General features: G+C 62.0%; 17 protein-coding genes and 3 tRNA genes. 5 read left to right on the top strand and 15 right to left on the bottom strand.

What is annotated here, in order from left to right; translation table 11 throughout:
* Nucleotides 1-5 precede the first annotated feature (5 nt).
* From GGQ68_RS04775 to GGQ68_RS04755, 5 genes are all read left to right on the top strand, one after another.
* Nucleotides 6-1292 carry a homoserine dehydrogenase gene (locus GGQ68_RS04775; RefSeq protein ID WP_183963449.1) on the top strand — a complete coding sequence of 429 codons (1287 nt, stop codon included), beginning with the start codon at nt 6-8 and terminating at the stop codon, nt 1290-1292.
* A 366-nt stretch (nt 1293-1658) separates the two neighbouring features.
* On the top strand, nt 1659-2630 hold the full coding sequence (gene glpX / locus GGQ68_RS04770; protein WP_183963447.1) for a class II fructose-bisphosphatase: 972 nt from the start codon (nt 1659-1661) through the stop codon (nt 2628-2630).
* Nucleotides 2631-2759: 129 nt separating this feature from the next.
* Complete coding sequence (gene recJ / locus GGQ68_RS04765; RefSeq protein ID WP_221235520.1) at nt 2760-4511, top strand: single-stranded-DNA-specific exonuclease RecJ; 1752 nt, start codon at nt 2760-2762, stop codon at nt 4509-4511.
* Between the two features lie 163 nt (nt 4512-4674).
* Nucleotides 4675-4749: transfer RNA gene (locus GGQ68_RS04760), tRNA-Glu, on the top strand.
* Between the two features lie 71 nt (nt 4750-4820).
* Nucleotides 4821-4895 (top strand) — tRNA-Glu (locus GGQ68_RS04755).
* Nucleotides 4896-5266: 371 nt separating this feature from the next.
* Here the strand turns inward: GGQ68_RS04755 and GGQ68_RS04750 are convergent.
* From GGQ68_RS04750 to GGQ68_RS04680, 15 genes are all read right to left on the bottom strand, one after another.
* Nucleotides 5267-5343, bottom strand: a tRNA-Met gene (locus GGQ68_RS04750).
* Between the two features lie 286 nt (nt 5344-5629).
* Nucleotides 5630-6943 carry an ATPase gene (locus GGQ68_RS04745; RefSeq protein ID WP_183963443.1) on the bottom strand — a complete coding sequence of 438 codons (1314 nt, stop codon included), beginning with the start codon at nt 6941-6943 and terminating at the stop codon, nt 5630-5632.
* Between the two features lie 112 nt (nt 6944-7055).
* Complete coding sequence (locus GGQ68_RS04740; protein WP_183963441.1) at nt 7056-7559, bottom strand: prepilin peptidase; 504 nt, start codon at nt 7557-7559, stop codon at nt 7056-7058.
* 7 nt (nt 7560-7566) lie between these two features.
* The gene (locus GGQ68_RS04735) at nt 7567-8421 is read right to left on the bottom strand and encodes a tetratricopeptide repeat protein (protein WP_183963439.1); all 855 of its coding nucleotides are present in this window, start codon (nt 8419-8421) and stop codon (nt 7567-7569) included.
* A gap of 116 nt (nt 8422-8537) precedes the next feature.
* Entirely contained in the window at nt 8538-9113 is a 576-nt protein-coding gene (locus tag GGQ68_RS04730; RefSeq protein WP_183963437.1) for a tetratricopeptide repeat protein, read from the bottom strand.
* Nucleotides 9114-9295: 182 nt separating this feature from the next.
* Nucleotides 9296-10267 (bottom strand): type II secretion system F family protein, encoded by a 972-nt coding sequence (locus GGQ68_RS04725; RefSeq protein ID WP_183963435.1) that lies wholly within the window; start codon nt 10265-10267, stop codon nt 9296-9298.
* Nucleotides 10268-10279: 12 nt separating this feature from the next.
* Nucleotides 10280-11245, bottom strand: coding sequence for a type II secretion system F family protein (locus GGQ68_RS04720; RefSeq protein ID WP_183963433.1), 966 nt, complete (start codon nt 11243-11245; stop codon nt 10280-10282).
* Between the two features lie 44 nt (nt 11246-11289).
* Nucleotides 11290-12762 (bottom strand): TadA family conjugal transfer-associated ATPase, encoded by a 1473-nt coding sequence (locus GGQ68_RS04715; protein ID WP_183963426.1) that lies wholly within the window; start codon nt 12760-12762, stop codon nt 11290-11292.
* 17 nt (nt 12763-12779) lie between these two features.
* Nucleotides 12780-14015, bottom strand: a complete 1236-nt coding sequence (locus tag GGQ68_RS04710; RefSeq protein WP_183963424.1) for a CpaE/TadZ family protein — start codon at nt 14013-14015, stop codon at nt 12780-12782.
* 301 nt (nt 14016-14316) lie between these two features.
* Nucleotides 14317-15012 carry an OmpA family protein gene (locus GGQ68_RS04705; RefSeq protein ID WP_183963422.1) on the bottom strand — a complete coding sequence of 232 codons (696 nt, stop codon included), beginning with the start codon at nt 15010-15012 and terminating at the stop codon, nt 14317-14319.
* Nucleotides 15013-15017: 5 nt separating this feature from the next.
* Complete coding sequence (locus GGQ68_RS04700; protein WP_183963420.1) at nt 15018-16442, bottom strand: type II and III secretion system protein family protein; 1425 nt, start codon at nt 16440-16442, stop codon at nt 15018-15020.
* 241 nt (nt 16443-16683) lie between these two features.
* Entirely contained in the window at nt 16684-17559 is an 876-nt protein-coding gene (gene cpaB, locus GGQ68_RS04695; protein WP_183963418.1) for a Flp pilus assembly protein CpaB, read from the bottom strand.
* A 212-nt stretch (nt 17560-17771) separates the two neighbouring features.
* On the bottom strand, nt 17772-17960 hold the full coding sequence (locus tag GGQ68_RS04690) for a hypothetical protein (RefSeq protein WP_183963416.1): 189 nt from the start codon (nt 17958-17960) through the stop codon (nt 17772-17774).
* A 136-nt stretch (nt 17961-18096) separates the two neighbouring features.
* Nucleotides 18097-18285 (bottom strand): hypothetical protein, encoded by a 189-nt coding sequence (locus GGQ68_RS04685; RefSeq protein WP_183963414.1) that lies wholly within the window; start codon nt 18283-18285, stop codon nt 18097-18099.
* 143 nt (nt 18286-18428) lie between these two features.
* Nucleotides 18429-18617 (bottom strand): Flp family type IVb pilin, encoded by a 189-nt coding sequence (locus GGQ68_RS04680; RefSeq protein WP_183963412.1) that lies wholly within the window; start codon nt 18615-18617, stop codon nt 18429-18431.
* Nucleotides 18618-18936 lie beyond the last annotated feature (319 nt).

The following is an 18936-nucleotide window of genomic DNA, read 5'->3' as shown; positions in this document are numbered from 1 at the left end:
GCCCCATGTCAGACCCCTTGCGCCTTGGAATTGCCGGTCTGGGGACCGTCGGTGCCGGTGTTGTGAAAATCGTTCGCCAGAAAGCGGCCATGCTGGAGACGCGCTCTGGCCGCCGGATCGAAGTGGTCGCTGTCTCTGCCCGCAACCGGGACAAGGATCGCGGCGTGTCGCTGACGCAATACGCATGGGAAGACGATCCCGTGACGCTGGCAACCCGCGATGACGTGGACATCTATATCGAACTGATGGGCGGCAGCGACGGCCCGGCGAAGGCATCGGTCGAGGCCGCTTTGAAGGCGGGCAAGGACGTGGTGACCGCGAACAAGGCGCTTTTGGCGCATCACGGTCAGGCGCTGGCGGAACTGGCAGAGGCCAACGGCGCGGTGCTGCGGTTCGAGGCCGCCGTCGCGGGCGGCATCCCGTGCATCAAGGCGCTGACCGAAGGTCTGGCCGGCAATGACATCACCCGTGTGATGGGCGTGATGAACGGCACCTGCAACTATATCCTGACGCGGATGGAGGCCACGGGGCAGGGCTACAACGCGTTGTTTGACGAGGCGGACAAGCTGGGGTTCCTCGAAGCAGATCCGAATCTGGACGTGGGCGGGATCGACGCGGGGCACAAGCTGGCGCTGCTGTCCTCCATCGCCTTTGGCACGCAGGTGGATTTCGACGCGGTGGAGCTGGAAGGCATCCAGCGGGTCAGCATCGACGATATTCGTCAGGCGGCCGACATGGGCTACCGGATCAAGTTGCTGGGCGTGGCGCGCATGACCGGCCGGGGGCTGGAACAATCCATGGCGCCCTGCCTTGTGCCCGCGAACTCGGCCCTCGGGCAGCTGGAGGGCGGCACCAACATGGTGGTGATCGAAGGCGATCAGGTGGGCCAGGTCGTGCTGCGAGGCGCCGGTGCGGGCGAAGGCCCCACTGCCAGCGCGGTGATGGGCGACGTGATGGACATTGCGCGCGGTCTGCGGATGACCACCTTTGGCCAGCCTGCCGCGACCTTGGAAAAGTCGGTGGCCGCGCAGGCGGCGGTGGCCGCGCCCTATTACCTGCGCATGGGTCTGGTGGACAAACCCGGCGCACTGGCCAAAGTCGCCACCGCGCTGGGCGAGGCCGGGATCTCGATCAACCGGATGCGCCAGTACGACCACGTCAACGAGAGCGCCCCGGTGCTGATCGTCACGCACAAGACGACGCGGGCGGCGCTGGACGACGCATTGGCGCGGATGTCGACCACCGGTGTCATATCCGATACGCCTGTGGCGTTGCGGATCGAACAGGTCTGAGGGCTTGCAGGGCGGGGATTTCCCCGCCCTTTTTCATGGTCTGGTCGCGCAGTCTGTTGTGCGCTTGAGGAGGCCCGATGGATTGGTCCGCGCCCATTGATCTGTATTGCGAGCGGGCCGGCACCGGACTGTGGAGCGAGCCGTTAAACGCATGGAGCAACCTCGCCTTCCCGCTGGCTGCGCTCTAGGGGGCGTATGTCGCGCGGGCGCGCGGCCAGTTGCGCCTGGGCGACGCGCCGTTTCGTCCGGACAGACGCATCTTTCGATCTGGCTTGCATCAAGGGGAGAACTGTTAGCGCTGGCAGTCTTCCCCCTGTCACGGGGCTGGGTTAAGCCTTCGTCAAAGTTATTGCAAAGGACGACCAAATGCCCGAGCCCAAGGATTTCAATGATCGCATGCTGTCTCTGGGCCTTGCCCGCGTGGCAGAGCAAGCGGCCATCGCCAGCGCCGACCTGATCGGGCGTGGGGATGAAAAGGCCGCTGACCAGGCTGCGGTCAACGCCATGCGCGAAGAGCTCAACAAGCTCGACATTTCCGGCGTGGTGGTGATCGGCGAGGGTGAGCGCGACGAAGCGCCAATGCTGTACATCGGTGAGGAAGTGGGTCGCGGCGGCCCCGGCGTGGACATCGCGCTGGACCCGCTCGAAGGCACCACGCTGACGGCGCTGGACATGCCCAACGCGCTGACCGTGATCGCCATGGGCCCGCGCGGCTCGATGCTGCACGCGCCGGACGTCTACATGGACAAGCTGGCCATCGGGCCGGGCTATGCGGTGGATGTGGTATCGCTCGACATGTCGCCTGCCGAACGGGTCGAGGCGCTGGCCGCGGCCAAGGGCTGCACCACGCGGGACATCACCTGCTGCATTCTGGACCGTCCGCGCCACGAGTCGATGATCGCCGAAGTGCGCAAGACCGGCGCTGGCATCCGGCTGATCACCGACGGCGACGTGGCCGGTGTCATGCATTGCGCCGAGACCGAGAAGACCGGCATCGACATGTACATGGGCTCTGGCGGCGCGCCTGAGGGCGTTCTGGCGGCGGCGGCGCTCAAGTGCATGGGTGGCCAGATGTGGGGCCGTCTGCTGTTCCGCAACGATGACGAACGGGGCCGCGCGGCGAAGGCCGGGATCACCGACCTGAACAAGATCTACGCGCGTGACGAGCTGGTGACGGACCACGTGATCTTTGCCGCGACCGGCGTGACCAACGGGTCAGTCGTCGAAGGCATCAAGCGCAGCCCCGGCTGGATCGAGACGGAAACCATCCTGATGCGCTCCAAGACCGGATCCGTGCGGCGGATGCAGTATCGCAACCCGTTCGAGCACAAGATCTGACGACCGCTTTGGCCCCGTGTGCTGACCGGCAGATGGGACCGTCCACCGATACAAAGGCCTCCGCGCAGCGCGGGGGCCTTTTGCTTTGGATGGGGTTTGGATATGCCCTGCGGAGAGATCAGAAGGGGAATGCGCGTGGCCTATCTGGACGTGGAAGAGAGCCTTTTGGGGCGTCGCTGGGTTGGCCCCGGTGCGGACGTGGAGCGGCAGGCGGAACTGATCGCGCAGCAAAGCGGGTTGGCGCGGCCTTTGTGTGCGTTGCTGGCGCGGCTGGGCGTGCCCTTTGCGGAGTGCGATTCCTATCTTTCGCCGAAGCTGCGGGATTTGCTGCCGGACCCTCGATCCTTGAAGGATATGGAACGTGCGGCAGAGCGGTTTCTGGCGGCGGTGAAACGCGGCGAGCGGATTGCTGTCTTTGCCGATTACGATGTGGATGGCGGATCCTCTGCGGCGCTGCTGATCGACTGGCTGCGGCAGATGGGGCGGCCCGCGACGCTTTATGTGCCGGATCGCATCGACGAGGGCTACGGGCCGAACGATGCGGCGATGGCCGCTTTGGCCAAGGACCATGATCTGATCGTCTGCGTCGATTGCGGGACCTTGTCGCATGATCCGATTGCAGCGGCCGTGGGCGCGGATGTGGTGGTGCTGGACCACCACCTCGGGGGGGAGACCTTGCCCGATTGCGTCGCGGTGGTGAACCCGAACCGGCAGGACGAGGATGGCGCGCTGGGGCATCTGTGTGCGGCTGCCGTGGTGTTTTTGATGCTGGTGGAGGCCGGGCGGCAATTGCGGCTGGCCGGTGAGCGTGGTCCGGATCTGATGGCGATGCTGGATCTGGTGGCGCTTGCGACGGTGGCGGATGTGGCGCCCCTGAAGGGGGTGAACCGGGCTTTGGTGCAACAAGGGCTGAAGGTCATGGCCGGGCGGGCGCGGCCCGGTCTGGTGGCGCTGTCGGATGCCGCGCGGCTGGAACGCGCGCCGGAGGCCTATCACCTCGGCTTTGTTCTGGGGCCGCGCGTGAACGCTGGTGGCCGCATCGGTGCGGCGGATCTGGGCGCGCGTCTGCTGTCCACCGATGACCCGGCGGAGGCGCAGGCCCTGGCGGCGCGGCTCGAGGAGCTGAACGCAGAGCGGCGGGAGGTCGAGGCTGCGGTGCGTGCGGCTGCTTTGGCGCAGGCCGAAGAGCGCGGGCTGGACGGACCGCTGGTCTGGGCGGCGGGCGAGGGCTGGCATCCCGGTGTTGTGGGCATCGTCGCGTCCCGCCTGAAAGAGCAGACCAACCGCCCCGCGATCGTGATCGGTCTGGACGGTGGCGAGGGCAAGGGATCGGGCCGGTCGGTCGCGGGGGTCGACCTCGGCGCCTGCGTGCAGCGACTGGCCAGCGAAGGGCTGCTGATCAAGGGCGGGGGGCACCGCATGGCCGCCGGGCTGACCGTGGCCGAAGGCAAGCTGGAGGCCGCGATGGAGCGGCTCGGGGCGCTTTTGGCCAAGCAGGGGGCCGGAGAAGGCGGCGCGGCGGACCTGCGTGTGGACGGCCTGCTGATGCCCGGTGCGGCACAGGTGGAGCTGGTGCAGGATCTGGAGCGCGCAGGGCCGTTCGGGCAGGGGGCGCCGGGACCGCGCTACGTGGTGCCGGACGTGCGCATCGGCTTTGTCAAAGTGGTGGGCAGCGGCCATCTGAAGTTCCGTGCCGACGATGGCCTGGGCGGTCGCCTGGAGGGAATCGCCTTTGGCGCAATGGACGGGCCGTTGGGTCCGGCGCTGATGAATCACGGCGGCAAGCGGTTTCACCTGGCGGGCAAGCTGGACATCAACACATGGCAGGGACGCCATTCGGTGCAATTGCGTCTGGATGATGCCAGCCCGTGCCACGACTGACCTTATTTCGCTGAAACCGTCAGGGATTGCGCGACTTGGAGTCGCCTTGGTCCCGTTGCGCAAAATACACAGCAAAGCTGCGTGAAAAAATGTCGGGGACTTTGGTGTTTTTGCCCTTGCACGGAGGGGAGGCTTTTCATATTAGACGCGACACCGACAGAGTGGCCCGTTCGTCTATCGGTTAGGACGCCAGGTTTTCAACCTGGAAAGAGGGGTTCGATTCCCCTACGGGCTGCCACTTTTCTTCGGAAAAGAGTGCGGAAAGCGGTTGTTGTGCCGCGCCAAATAGGCGAAGACAGCGACATCAGTGGCCCGTTCGTCTATCGGTTAGGACGCCAGGTTTTCAACCTGGAAAGAGGGGTTCGATTCCCCTACGGGCTGCCACTTATCTCCCTTACATATCAGAGTGAAATGCGCCGCCGCGACACGCTGTGCCGACCGGCGCGAACTCAGGTTTGGGCCCCTCTGTCGTGTGGTGCGTGGGATGCGGCCGTTACACGGTCATCGAACGGCTGCCTGCTTGCTGTGGCCGCGCCGGAGGGCCGGTGGCCTTGTGATCCTTGCCAGGCCTTTCATGGGTGGGGCGTAACTCTCAGCCATGATCTGACCGCAGGTTGCGGCGCTCCGATCGCACTGCGACGGGTCAAGGCCGCGGTCCGAGCGAAGAGGGGCGAGAACGTGGTGCAAAGGATATGGTACGCTTGGAGAGCCCGGACAGGCTTCAAAGCAATCTTGTTCATACTGGAGGAGAACGGTGGTGGCGTGGGGGGGACTCGAACCCCCGACCTAACGATTATGAGTCGTTCGCTCTAACCAACTGAGCTACCGCGCCGGACCGTGGGCGGGGTCTAAGGTGGGGCGCGCTTGGCGTCAAGCGGGAAATCCAAGAAAAACCGCGACAGATGAAAAACCGCTTCTCCGGGGGCATTTCGGTCTCCCCCATGTATCGAGAGAGGCGCTTGGCACGCGTTGTGAGGGCACTGGCAGAGGCGAGAGGCGTGACACCCGCAGCCGCCCTGGTGTGCTGAAGTTGCGGTGTGTGTGGCATGGTCTGGATGGCTCAGCCAGAGGTACGGCCCCGCCGCTACGGCTTGGTCTGAGGTTTCTAGAAAACCGGCCTATTTGACGATTTTCTCGTCTTTTACGAACATGTTGCTCCACGCCCTGTCGATCAGCTCCGGGGTCATTTTGTAGGGAATACCCTCGAAATCGCAGACCGCGATCATCTGGTCGATCAGGAAAACCGGCTGGTAGTTCGCGAATATGTTTTGGATTGTCGGGTACTTGTGCTTCAGAAGGTGCACGAGGCTGGCCTCGTCCAATTGCATCTTCTTCTTGCGCGCCACGAGGGCGAAGATTTTCAGAAAGTTCTCCTGAGTGGGTCCGTCGATCTTGATCTTGAAAAAGATCCGGCGCAACGCGGCCTGGTCAAAGATCTCGTTGGGGTGGAAGTTGGTCGAGAAAATCACCAGCGTGTCGAAAGGCACCTCGAATTTTTCACCCGATTGCAGGGCGAGGATGTCCTTGGATTCCTCCAGCGGAACAATCCAGCGGTTCACCAGCTTTTGCGGCGGCTCTGCCTGACGGCCTAGGTCGTCGACGATGAAAATCCCGCCGGTGGACTTCAGCTGAAGCGGGGCCTGATAGGTGCGGGCCGTGGGATTGTAGACGAGGTCAAGCATGCTCAGCGACAGTTCGCCCCCGGTGATGACAGTGGGGCGCTGACACAGCACGTAGCGGCGGTCGAAGCGGGAGCGTTGTCGCAGGGTGGAGGTGTCCTGGGAATCACCGTCGGCAATGGTGTGCACGATGGGATCGAACATGGAGATGATCTGGCCGGAATATTCCAGCGCGCGGGGGATGTAGATGTGATCGCCCATGGCGTCGCGGATGCCGTTGGAGATCGAGGATTTGCCGTTGCCCGGCGGGCCGTACATCAGGATTGATCGGCCGGAGCTGACCGCAGGGCCGAGGTTGGAAATCAGATCTTGTGGCAGGACCAGGTGGCCCATGGCCCCGGTCAACTGTTCGCGCGTAATCTGGATGTTGCGGATGGATTGGCGTTCAACCTGTGCGCGGTAATCCTTGAGCGGCACGGGCATGGGGCCAAAGTATTCGGACTGGGCCAGCGCGTCGAGGGCACGGGCCTTGCCACTGTCGGTCAGCTGATAGGGCATTTCATTGGCCACCTGGCCTGCAGCCCCGAGCGTGCCCATCGCCTCGACAAGGTTCTGGCTGCGGGCCATGTCGATGAGTTCCTGACAGATCGGAACGGGCAGGCTGACAGTGCGGGCGAGGTCCGTGACCTTGTTGGTGTTCTTGCGGAACAGTGTCTTCAGGATGATGTCGCGCATCATGACGTTCGACAGCCCGATGTCTTCGATCTGGCGCGGTGTCGGGGGCGCCATTACGGTGCCGGTCTGCATGTTCATTTTGGATGTCCTGCCCGGAAGTATTGTTGCCAAAATTATCCAGGATTGTGGCGTGGTCGCGGCAGGATCTGGGAGGTTGAAGGGCTTTGTCCACACTCGCCCGAGTGGCGGATCAGGGGGCGGGCTGGCCGTAAAAGACGCCAAGCGCCAGATAGATCGCCAGCGTGGGGCCAAGCGCCAGTCCCATGGGGAATTTCTTGCCCGCCTGCCAGCTGACCCATGCGGGCGCCAGATTGTGGATCGGTGTCAGTTTGGCAAAGCGATGCCCGATGAAGGCCGCCAGCAACGTGACGCCGAAAAGGATCATCAGAAAGCTCAGGTCCCCCAGATGGATGAACGGCGCCATGGCGGCAATCCACTTGGCATCGCCCGCGCCCATGGCGCGCGCGGCGGTCAGGGCCATGCCCGCCACGAGCGCCACAAGAAAATAGACGTAGCGCCAGAGATATTCAGAGAAGGGCAGGGCGATCAGACCGATCACCACGAAGACCACGAACAGCGTGCCGACGGCATGGTTCGGAATGCGCATCTGCTTCATGTCGGTGAACATGATATAGAGGCAGATGGGCAGCGTGAAAGGCAGGAACCACGTGGCGGAGGCGGCAGTGATCGACATCACGGCGTCAGGAACCTTCTTCCAGCGCGGTCAGGGCGCGTGCTGCGGCGTCAAAGTGCTGCGGATGGGTTTCCACGGCATCCCGCAACAGGCCCTTGCCGATTTGCACATCGCCGCGCTTTACCGCCGCCAGACCCAGCGTGTACAGCAGTTCGGCACGCTCCGTCTGGCTCATGGGCATGACGGGCAGGGTGTAATTTCCCTGGGCGCCACGCGCCATGACCATGTTGTTCTTGGCGGTGAACATGGTTTCGTCGGCGCGGATGGCCTCTGTGAACAGCCGCTCTGCCTCTGCGAACTGGCCCCGGCTGAGCTTGGAATAACCCCAGTTGTTCATGACCGACGCAGGTTCCGTGGTGAGACCCATGGCCACCTCGTAGAAGCTGTCGGCCTTCGCCCAGTTCTTGTTGCCGTCGGCGATCATCGCCTCCAGCCGATAGCGTTTGTAGGTCTCGTAGGTGGGCGGCACGCTGTTCAGCACGATTTCCGCCTGTCCCCAGTCGTTGGCGCGGATCAGAGCGTCGGCAAGCTGCACGGAATCCTCGTGCGTGGCGTCTTTGTGCGCGACCACCTGGGCCCAGGCCGCACGGCCTTCGGGGATGCGTTTGGCGCGGATCAAAGAGGAGGCAAGGCCGCGCATCAGGTCGATGCGGTCGGGAGCCGCCGCGGAGCTGCGCTGGAAATAATCGACCGCTTCGTTCGGGTCGCGCACGGATAGCATCACCTCGTTGAGGTTGCTTTCGTCGATGACATTCACGCCCTGGAACTTGCGATCCATCTCGGCCTTGTCGATGTTCCTTTCACAGGCCGACAAGGCGGTCACGGCGACCGCGCCCAATAGTACAACGATGGAATGGCGCATGTTGCCTGCGTCCTCTTACTGCTCTGCCTCGGTCCCGCCTTTGTGACGGTTGTTTTGGTCCGGCCCGCATCTGGCGGCGAGTCTCGGGATCTGTCTGGGGCCGCCTGGGGCCTCGTTCACTCTGTATTGCGTCGGATCAGATAGCTTCCGCTGCCCCGGCGCACGAGTTTGAAATCTTCTTGTTGACCGTTATCGTAAACTCTATTGTCAAGTTTTGCGAGCGCCAAGCGAAGATTGTCGCGAATTGAGTCACTTTCGCCATTGTCGAGCGCATAGGCGCGGCGAAAAATCTGTACGGCCTCGGACGGTTTATTCCGCTCCATCACGACAACCCCAAGGTTGTTCCATGCTTCGGGCCAGTCCGGTTCCAGCTCGATCGCGCGGCGCAACAGCTTTTCCGATTGGTTCAGGCGCCCGAGCGAAAGATTGGCCGATCCCAGGGCCACGAGTACTTCTGCGGTCAAGCCGTGGCTCGCGGCGGCGCGGATGAAGGATTCCAACGCCATATTGTATTCGCCGGCTTCCATCAGGCGGTGCCCGACGATCAGCCCGTCGACGGCCTCCCCATCGGGGTCGAGCGTCGGCGCGAAAGGGCTATCAGGCGGGCGCGTGTCCTTTTCCGCACAGGCCGTCAGGGCCAGAACGCAAGACACCGCGCAGGCCGCGCGGATCAAAGGACCTCTGAAAGGCATAGGAAGAAACCGCCTTTTTGTTCTGATCTGTCGTTCTGCGCCGACCTGTGTCGAAGGCTGCCGCAAATTTGCGAGAAATGCAATGTGGCCCGGGATTGCGCGACGCTGGTCGGCGCTCCGGATGGAACGGCCCGCACAGTCTGACTGTACGGGCCATCCGGTGTGACGCAGGTGATCTGTGGCTACGGCGACATGTTCCCCATGTTTGCGATCCCGACGATCGAGGGCGACACTAGGATGATCAGCAATGGCGGCACGGTCAGCATCATTGTGGTCAGTGTCATCTTCGTGGGCAGCTTGTTGGCGGCCTCTTCGGCGCGCATCACGCGTTTGTCGCGCATTTCGGCCGCATAAACCCGCAGCGCATCCGAAATCGAGGTGCCGAAGGTCTGGGCCTGGTTCAACACGGTCACGAAGCTCGTCACATCCTGCAGGCCGCAGCGTTCCGACATGTCGTTCAAGACCTGCCCGCGATCCTTGCCCGCTTTCATTTCGTGGCTGATGATCTCGTATTCATCCGCCAGGGCGGGGTAGGATGCGCGCAGTTCCTTCGCGACACGCAAAATGGACTGTTCCATGGATTGCCCGGCTTCGACACAGACCAGCATCATGTCGAGCGCGTCCGGAAAACCGGACTGGATCTCATCCTTGCGCTTCTCCACCCGTTTGTTGACCCAGTATTTCGGTGCCATGTAGCCGACGATCCCGGGGCCCAGGATGTAATAGAGCTTGGTCTGCATGGTCGCCGTTTCCGGGTCGATAAAGAGCACATAGTACAACGTGCCGGCGGCGAGCAGACCGATGCCCAGCACAAACTGCATGAAGTAGTAGATCTGCACGGCGTCCTTGGACCGATAGCCCGCCTGAAGCAGCTTCATCTTGATCTCGGACAGCTCCTTGGCGTCCTGTGGTTCGAGGAACTGTGCGTATTTGTTCAGCTTCTCGTTGCGCTTCTTGTCGCGCAGGACGGCGCGCTGCTGCGCATCCATCTTTTTCTGCGCGCCCTCGTTCAGCTTGTCCAGCGGATCAGGCTTTTGGCTGAGCATCATGGGGATGGTCGAGAGGATCAGCAAAACCGCAAGACCGGCGACCAGGATCAATGGACCGGCAGGGCCCAGTGTCTCGTGGATCATGGTGTTGATTTTATCGAACATGGTGTGCGTTCCTTAGACCTTGATGTCCACGAGCCAGCGCATGACAAGCATGTTCAGCGCCAGCATGACGGCCACCACAAGACAGCCCGGGATGAAGTATTCGTGGTCCTTGACCCCGTCGTAGTAGTCCGGCTTCGTCACCTGAATGAACAGCAGCGCCAGAAGCGGGAAGCTCGACAGGAATTTGCCGGACCACTGCGCCTCGGCGGTGATCGCCTTCACGCGGCGGAACAGGCGAAACCGTGCCCGGATCACCTTGGCCAGACCTTCGAGGATCTCCGCGAGGTTGCCGCCCGCCTGCTGCTGGATCGCCACGGCGACTGCGAGGAAGCGCATGTCCTGCATGTCCAGGCGTTCCGCCATGTGTTTCAGGGCCTCACCTATATCGCGTCCGTAAGCGGATTCGTCCGCGATGATGCCAAATTCCGTGGCCAGCGGGTCCTTGATCTCCTTGGAAACGATGGTGATCGCAGAGCTGAACGGATGCCCGACTCGCAAGGAGCGCACCATCAGCTCCACCGCGTCGGGAAGCTGTTCCTCGATCATCGCTAGGCGCTTCTTGGCCTTGTGGCTGACCCACATGAACACGCCGCCCACGCCCATGACCACGGCCACAACGGCGCGTACGGCCGGCCCGGTCTCTGTGCCAATGGTCAGACCGACGAAGGCAAAAACCGAGGCGCCTGCCATGATCATCAGCAGCTGCTGTGGCGTGAACGCGATGGCGGCCTTGTTGGCCTTGTCCGCCAGCATCGAGTAGATCGGCAGCGAGCGGCTTTCCATATGCTGGTCCATCTCCTTGCGGAGTTTTGCCAGCACGTCTTCGCGCCGTTCGCCTTTTTCAAGCATTTCCAGGCGGCGGTTGACCTTGTTCGAGAAGGAGATCGATTTGCCGAAGGCGACCAGATAGACGCCGTTCACCAAAGCGACGACTCCCAGGAAGATCATGCCGTAAATGATGGGTGCTGCAGTGAGCATAATCGATTACTCGCTTTGAAGACTGAGGGTAACGGGAAAACTGGTCAATCGGGTCGGAACGGTTCGTAGATCGAGGCCGGGACATCGTAGCCCCACATGCGGAACCGTTCGGAAAAGGCAGACCGAACGCCGGTCGCGGTGAAATGGCCGATGATCTTGTTGTCCGGGGTCAGGCCGACCCGCTGGTAGCGGAACAGCTCCTGCATGGAGATAACATCCCCTTCCATGCCGGTGATCTCCGTGATGGAGGTCATGCGGCGCGACCCGTCCTGCAGACGCGACGCCTGCACGATCAGGTTCACGGCCGATGAAATCTGGCTGCGCATGGCCTTGAGCGGCATGTCGATGCCCGCCATGGCGATCATGTTTTCCAGACGCGCCACGCCGTCGCGGGCGGAGTTCGCGTGGATCGTGGTCATCGATCCATCGTGACCCGTGTTCATGGCCTGCAACATGTCGATGACCTCCTCGCCGCGCGTTTCGCCCACGATGATCCTGTCAGGGCGCATCCGAAGGGCGTTCTTGAGGCAATCTCGGGGCGTGACGGCGCCTTTGCCCTCCACATTCGGGGGGCGGGATTCCATGCGGCCCACGTGGGACTGTTGCAGCTGAAGTTCGGCCGTATCCTCGATGGTCAGGATGCGTTCACTGTCGTCGATAAAGGACGACAGGGCGTTGAGCGTGGTGGTTTTACCGGAGCCGGTACCGCCGGAGACGATGATGTTCAGGCGGGTGGCCACGGCGGCCTGAAGGTAGACGGCCATCTCCTCGGTGAAGGCGCCAAAGTTCACCAGGTCGTCGATGCCCAGCTTGTCTTTCTTGAACTTACGAATCGAGACCAGCGATCCGTCGATGGCAATCGGCGGCACCATGGCGTTGAAACGCGAGCCGTCCTGCAAACGCGCATCGACGTAAGGGTTCGATTCATCGACGCGACGTCCCACGGCAGAGACGATCTTGTCGATGATCCGCATCAGGTGCTTCTCATCCTTGAAGGTGATGTCACTGACCTGCAGCTTGCCTTCGCGTTCCACAAAGATCTGGTGCGGACCGTTCACCAGGATATCCGAGACGGTCTCATCCTTGAGCAGCGCTTCCAGCGGACCAAGTCCCTTCACCTCGTCGTAGAGGTCGGTCATCATGGTGCGCCGCTCTTCGCGGTTCAGCACCAGGCCCTTTTCCTGCAGGGATTCGGTTGCGATTTCAGATATTTCTTCGCGCAGCTCCGCCTCGGTGGCCTGATCCAGCGCCGCGAGGTTGAGGTTTTCCAACAAGGCGCGGTGCAGCTCCAGCTTGACCTCGCCAAGACGTTCCTTGCGCTTCTTTTCCTTGTCCGCAGGGGCGGAGATCGCTGATTTTGGCACCACCTTGCGCGCCGCTGATGGTGCCCGCGACGAGGTGATCGACGGCTTCTCCGCCACGGGAGCGGCGCCCGCGGGATCCAGCTTCAAGCCCGCTGCCGGGACAGGCTTTCCTGCAGGCTTTGACGTGCCGGTTTTCTTGTAGCGCTGGAACATTCAGCAGACCCCTCGTATCATGCCGCCTCGGCGCTGTCGGCGCCGATGGCATTGAGCATTTCAGCCAGTTTCACGATTTCCTTGCGCAACGGGTTTTTCGTCGCGTGCGTTGCAAGCGGCTGGCCATGGTCGCAGGCCTGCATCACGGCGCGACCGCCGTCAGGCAGTTGCAGTTCCAGCGAAATCCCAAGGCTGTCTGCCATGCGCTTCACCCGGCTCTTGCCCTGAAGATCGGTGAATTTCGGCGCACGGTTCAGCGCAAAGCGGATCTTGTCGAACGGCAGTTCTTCGGATTGCAGCATGCGCTTCAGCCGCAGGGTGTTTTGGGCGGAACGCATGTCCAGCTCCATGACGGCAAAAAAGATCTGCGCCTCTGTCAGGACGGTCTCCGTCCATTGGACAAGGCTGCCGGGCATGTCGACCACCACATAGTCGAAGTGCTCCCGCGCCACATCCAGCAGCTTGCCGATCTCGGCGGGACCGACCAGATCCAGTGGCAGGATATCGGCAGGGGAGGTAAAGACCTGCAGCTTGTCCTCGAAAGACACAAGCGCCTGACCAAAGCTGTCACCGTCCATCGATTCGATGTCAGAGAGCGTCTCGAACACCGCCTCGCGCCGGGGCAGGTCGAGGTACGTGGCGACGGAGCCGAACTGCAGGCCCAGGTCGATCAGGCAGACTTTTGGCGGCTTGTTCCCTGCCGACACAGTGGCCAGCTCATAGGCGAGGTTGACCGCCAGCGTGGTCGCGCCGCAGCCGCCGGACAGCCCCTGGACACCGATAAGGACACCGTCGCCGTCGCCCGCCAGTTTGACCTTGGACCCCTCGGGGGCCTGAGCCACGGGCACCGGGTCCTGTGTGCGCAGCCTTTCGACGGCTGCCGACAATTCCCCTTCGGGCAGGGGGTAGGGCACGAACTCATCTGCGCCACCGCGCAGCAATTGGTGCAGCGAAGCCGGTGTGACATCCTCGGCAATCAGGATCACCTTGATCCCCAGCGCCTTCGCGCCGGCGATGATTTCGGTGATATACGACAGCTCGCCCTCGTCGATGGCGTCGATCGCAATCGCGACGAATTCCATCTCTGCGGCCTCTGGCTGGTGCAGGAAGGGCAACGCCTCGTCAAAGCCAAGATCTCCCCAGGCTTCACCAAGGAGGGTTTCCATGTCCTCAATCAGCAGGTCGAAGTTCTGTACGTCCCGGCTGATGGTGCAGGCCACGATGGGGGCGGGATCTGCGGGTGTACCTGTCATGCCTCTCGTCCTTCATTCCTCGCGCTTCGGGCTACGGTCGCGGCATTCTGCCGGCCCCCCTCAGACACGGGCGCCGATTCGGTTCGGCGCAAATCTGGTTCCTGCACAACTTCTCCTGCAAACGAGGCGACATTTTGGCCAAAACCTCATAATTGTGCGGTGTTTCTGTACGCTGCCCGGAAACCAAGGCGCTCTTTGCCGATACCGGCACCAGTTCAAACACATGTGTCCGACAGCAAAACGGGCCGCCAAGTCATTGGCAGCCCGATGAAATTTCAGACACTCTTCCGATCAGGCCGGGTTACTGACCAATGGACAGTTCGTTGCCGGTTTGTGCGTTCAGCGAGGAGGACGGTTCCGCACTGTTGATGTATTCGCGATAGATAATCTCGGCATACTTGCCTTCGAGCACGGTGGGATGCCGCCCGACAAAGCCAGACACTTCGGTCACGGTACGCCTGTTACGCCGTTCGCGTCCCTCGGTCACAATCAGGGGCTGTGTTTCGCCAAAGGACACGACGGCCTCCAGACGGGAGCGGGAGATGCCCTGGCTGACGAGGAAGTTCACGACTGTATTTGCACGGGCAAGGCCAAGCGCCTTGTTGTACCCGTTGCCGCCAACCTTGTCGGTGTGGCCATAAACGCGGAACGTCGCCTCGGGGAACTGGCGTATCCACCGCGCCTGTTCCCGCAGGGTGTCTACGCCGCCCTGGTCCAGCACCGAAGAGTTGAACGCAAAGTTCACCGTTGTCATCACCTCGGAGGCAAAGCGCTGCGACAGTTCATAGACGTAGGTCTTTTCGCCGGTCATGTACTGATGGTTGTTCATCGTCGCATTGCCAAAGGCACCGGTGTCGACGGAGGCGCCCACATCGCTGCGAAAGCCTTCGACCATGGAGCTTTGGGTCGAGGAGGAACAGCCCGAAACGAGCAGCCCCATCGCCATCCCGGACAGGGCAAGCCTGAAGGTCGGCCGGGGAAGGGAGGTGTCTGCCATGGTCATCAATCCATCACGTAGCCGTAAGAGCCGTTGAAATCCTGCTTGGCGATTTCGCCTGCGGCACCTGTTGTGGGCGTGCGGCCGCCGGTGACCTTGCCGCCCAGAAACAACTCGCGCTCGGTGGGCAGGGTCACGCGGTCGGTTGGCAGCGCAAGCGCCTCGCCCCGCACCGGCGTCACCAGATGCGGTGTCACGATGATCACAAGCTCCGACTGTTCCCGTTCGTATTCAGCGGACCGAAACAGCGCCCCAAGGATCGGCACGTCCCCGAGCCAGGGCACCTGGCTGTTCAGGTTGTAGAAATCTTCCTGCAGCAGGCCTGCGACGGCGAAGCTTTCACCGTCACGGAGCTCGACCGTGGTCGACGTTTCGCGGCGCGCAAAGCCAGCGACCGTGACGTCCGAAAAGGTGATGCCGTTGCTGGTGTCGATAGAGGACACCGCAGCCTCGATTTCGAGGTTGATGAGGTCGCCATCAATGACACGCGGCACGAAGGCCAGCTCCACACCGAAGGGTTTGAATTCGATGGTGACGGAATCATCCCCCTGCGCCACCGGAACGGGATATTCGCCGCCAGCGAGAAACGTGGCCTCCTGGCCCGACAAGGCGGTCAGGTTCGGCTCCGCCAAGGTGCGGACCATCCCCTTGTTTTCAAGCGCTTCGAGGAGGATGCCCACTTCGAGGCCGCCCGCGTTGAACCCGAATATCACCGCGCCATCCGTGCCAATGCGGCGGGGGCCAAGCTTGTTGGCAACAGCGTCCACATCCGCGGCAACGGCGGCGTTCCCGGTGCCAAGCTCGACGCCCAGATCGCCATTCAACACCGAACCGCCGGTTGCGATCGACGCGCGCAGCGCCTTGGATACCGACCTGCGCATTTCTGCAAAGCGGACCTTCAGCATCACCTGCTGAATGCCGCCGACCACCATCAGGTTGGAGACCCGCTCCGGTGCATAGCGTTGGGCCAGATCCAGCGCGCGTTCCATGCGCGCAATAGACGTGACGGTGCCAGACAACACGATGCCATCGTTTGCGGTCCGCACCTCAATTGTTTCCTCTGGCAGGATCTGGCGCAGCCGTTCCTTGAACTCGGTCACGTCCGCGGCCACGCGCACATCCACGTTCGTCACAAGCTGACCCGCCGCGTCGAGGATGGTCAACGTCGTCGTGCCGGGCGATTTTCCCAGAACGTAGATGGTGCGATCCGAAAGGGAGGAAATGTCAGCGATGGCGGGGTTGGCGATGGAGAGTTCGGCGAAGGGGATATCACTTTCGACGACCACAGCGCGGTTCATCGGCACGTTCAGAACCGACTCCGTGCCTGTGCGCACCACGCGGATGGATTCCGCATGGGCCGGCACGGACAGTGTCGCAGCGCCCAAGGTCAGCCCAAGCAGGGCCGCCTTTATAAATCCGTCAATTTGCATGTGACCTGCCTTTCGATCACGCCTCGTTCGCGGGTCTTGCTGCCCACATTTGCCGGTACTGTGCGGCACAACTGCTTTTAATGCAAGAATCAAGGCATTCGGCTGCACGCTTTATGTGGATAACCGGTCACAGATCCGGTTTTTCGTATAGCAGAGGCCAGGCCCGTAAATGGAATCAGAGCGCGGATGCGCGCGCTCTGAGTGTTGCGTGACATGATGACTGCCGGGTCAGTTGGCTGGGTCAGTTGGTGCAGGGAATTGGGATCTCCATCACCTCTGACCCGCGCCGTACACGGGTAGAGCAGGTCTTCGCCTTCGGAGCAGCCTGCGGCGTCGGCGCCGCGCGCTCGATGCCGAGCATCGACATTTGGTCCACTTCGATCGGACCCGTGACGGGGGTGGTGTCGGTCACGCCGATCAGCGACAAGGTCAGCTTGCCGGTCGACTGCGCGTGGGTCAGCACACTGACCACGTCGCGGGTGCCGGCAACGGTGACGGTTTGCGCGATGCTTGTCGCGGATGTGTCCGCCTCGGCGTTCTGGTCAATGGCAATCAGGCGCACGCCGCTTTGGATCAGCCGGGTGACTTCGTTCGTCTGACCACGCCCGTCGCCGTTAAGCGACGGCGTTTCCACGCGACCTGTCCAGTAAATGTCCACCCTGTCGCCGGGGCGCAAGAAGCCGGACACGCCGGAGGCCACGTCCACCTTCAGGGCAAACGCACTTTCTCCCGCCCGCAGATGGGACGTCAGCCCGGCGGAGCCGCCGGGTTCGGACACCTTGCTGGGCAGAAGGGCCTCAAACGGGTCGATGGCGCGCAGAGCGACGCGGCGCTCGATGCCGGGGCCCAGAAACGGGGAGTCCTCGGTAAAGACACCCTCGGGCATGATTTCCACGGGCCAGGGCGCCAGCTTCACGTCGTCCTCGGTGACTTCGTGGCCATAGGGAATGGCGTTGACCGAGACATACACCATCTTTGTCGGGACGGAGGCCACCTGGTTTTGCTGAGCTTGGTCCAGCGCGGTCTCATACGCTCCGATATAGTTCTGAGCCATGTAAACGGCGAAACCGGCGAGGCCGATTCCGACGAGAAGAACCAGTCCGAATACAAGTCGCATAAATCACCTCATGGTACGCGTCAGTCGCAGGGCACGGATGGCGTCCTACGGCGGTTTTCTAAAGTCTCACTGCATTGTTGCGAGAGCGTGGAGCCTTTGCGGCCTTTCCAAGGCGCTTGGGCCTCAGAGCAATGAAGCGTGCCACACGTGGCACGCCTGAGCAGACCTTTCGAGGAAGACGGGCGTCTCAGCGGGCAGGGCCGCCGGTGTCCTTACTCTTCGGTCGGAAGGGGTTCTGCCCCGATGCGCGCGCCGGCAGCATTCGCCAGAGTGTGGGTGCTTGTTTCAATCTGCAAATATGCAGCAACGGCGAGCCCGACCACGGCGGCGGTCAAAACGACCCAATCCACGGTGACAGCACCGGACTCATTGCGGGTAAAACGCTTGATAATCTGGAACATGCGCCTGTTTCCTACTGATATAAAAACGGGCGGACCCAGTGACTGGCCAGCCAGATGGAAAAAGGAGGCGCGCGCGTTTTGCGGACGCCTCCCTCAAGAGGTGGTCACGCCGCGTACAAGAGCGGCGCGGTGGCTATTAGTCAGCTGCCAGAGTGTTTTCTGTGTCGACGCGGTCAGCGGCTGCGTTGATCAGGGTCGTGGTCGAAGTTTCGATCTGGGTGTAGGCGGCCACGGCCAGGCCCACGACGGCTGCGGTCAGAACGACCCAGTCAACTGTCACGGCGCCGGCTTCGTCTTTGCGGAAGTTCTTGATGAATGCGAACATGGTTTTGTCTCTCGATCTGAAGCTCTGACCCATCGCGGGCCTTCTGAGCTATGGAATGTGGGGGCGCGCGAGGGGCGAAACCCGCGCAAGTCTCAGCCGATCAGGCGATGGTCACGCGGTCCACGTGGACTGCGGAGCGCCGATCAGTCAGCTGCCAGAGTGTTTTCTGTGTCGACGCGGTCAGCGGCTGCGTTGATCAGGGTCGTGGTCGATGTTTCGATCTGGGTGTAGGCGGCCACGGCCAGGCCCACGACGGCTGCGGTCAGGACGACCCAATCAACTGTCACGGCGCCGGCTTCGTCTTTGCGGAAGTTTTTGATAAAGTTCATCATGGTCTCTCTCCGTAGGTATGTTGTGCTCACGTGGACCAGCTTTGGGATCGTAGCGGGCTCTCTCATTCCCTGTCCCTCGTTGGTATGACCTAGTTTTGAACCTGCTTTGGGGCGTTTTTTTGACCTGATTGTAGTGATTTTTAAGCCGAGGCTAATTTCGTAATTAAAATATGCAACGCTATGGTTTCATTGTGTAAAACAGGCTGATCGCCGTCGCCTCGGTGGGGATTTGTATCCTTTCGGGCAGGGTGGTGAGGCAAGGCGGTTCCTGGAATGGCAACACTATTGGTGTTTTGGGGCGAATTGTGCGAAGTTAGGT

Origin of the sequence: Sagittula marina (assembly GCF_014196795.1) — a bacterium.
Taxonomy (GTDB): Bacteria; Pseudomonadota; Alphaproteobacteria; order Rhodobacterales; family Rhodobacteraceae; genus Sagittula; species Sagittula marina.
Note: the sequence above shows the minus strand (reverse complement) of the source record. Positions and strands in the feature narration are given on the sequence as shown.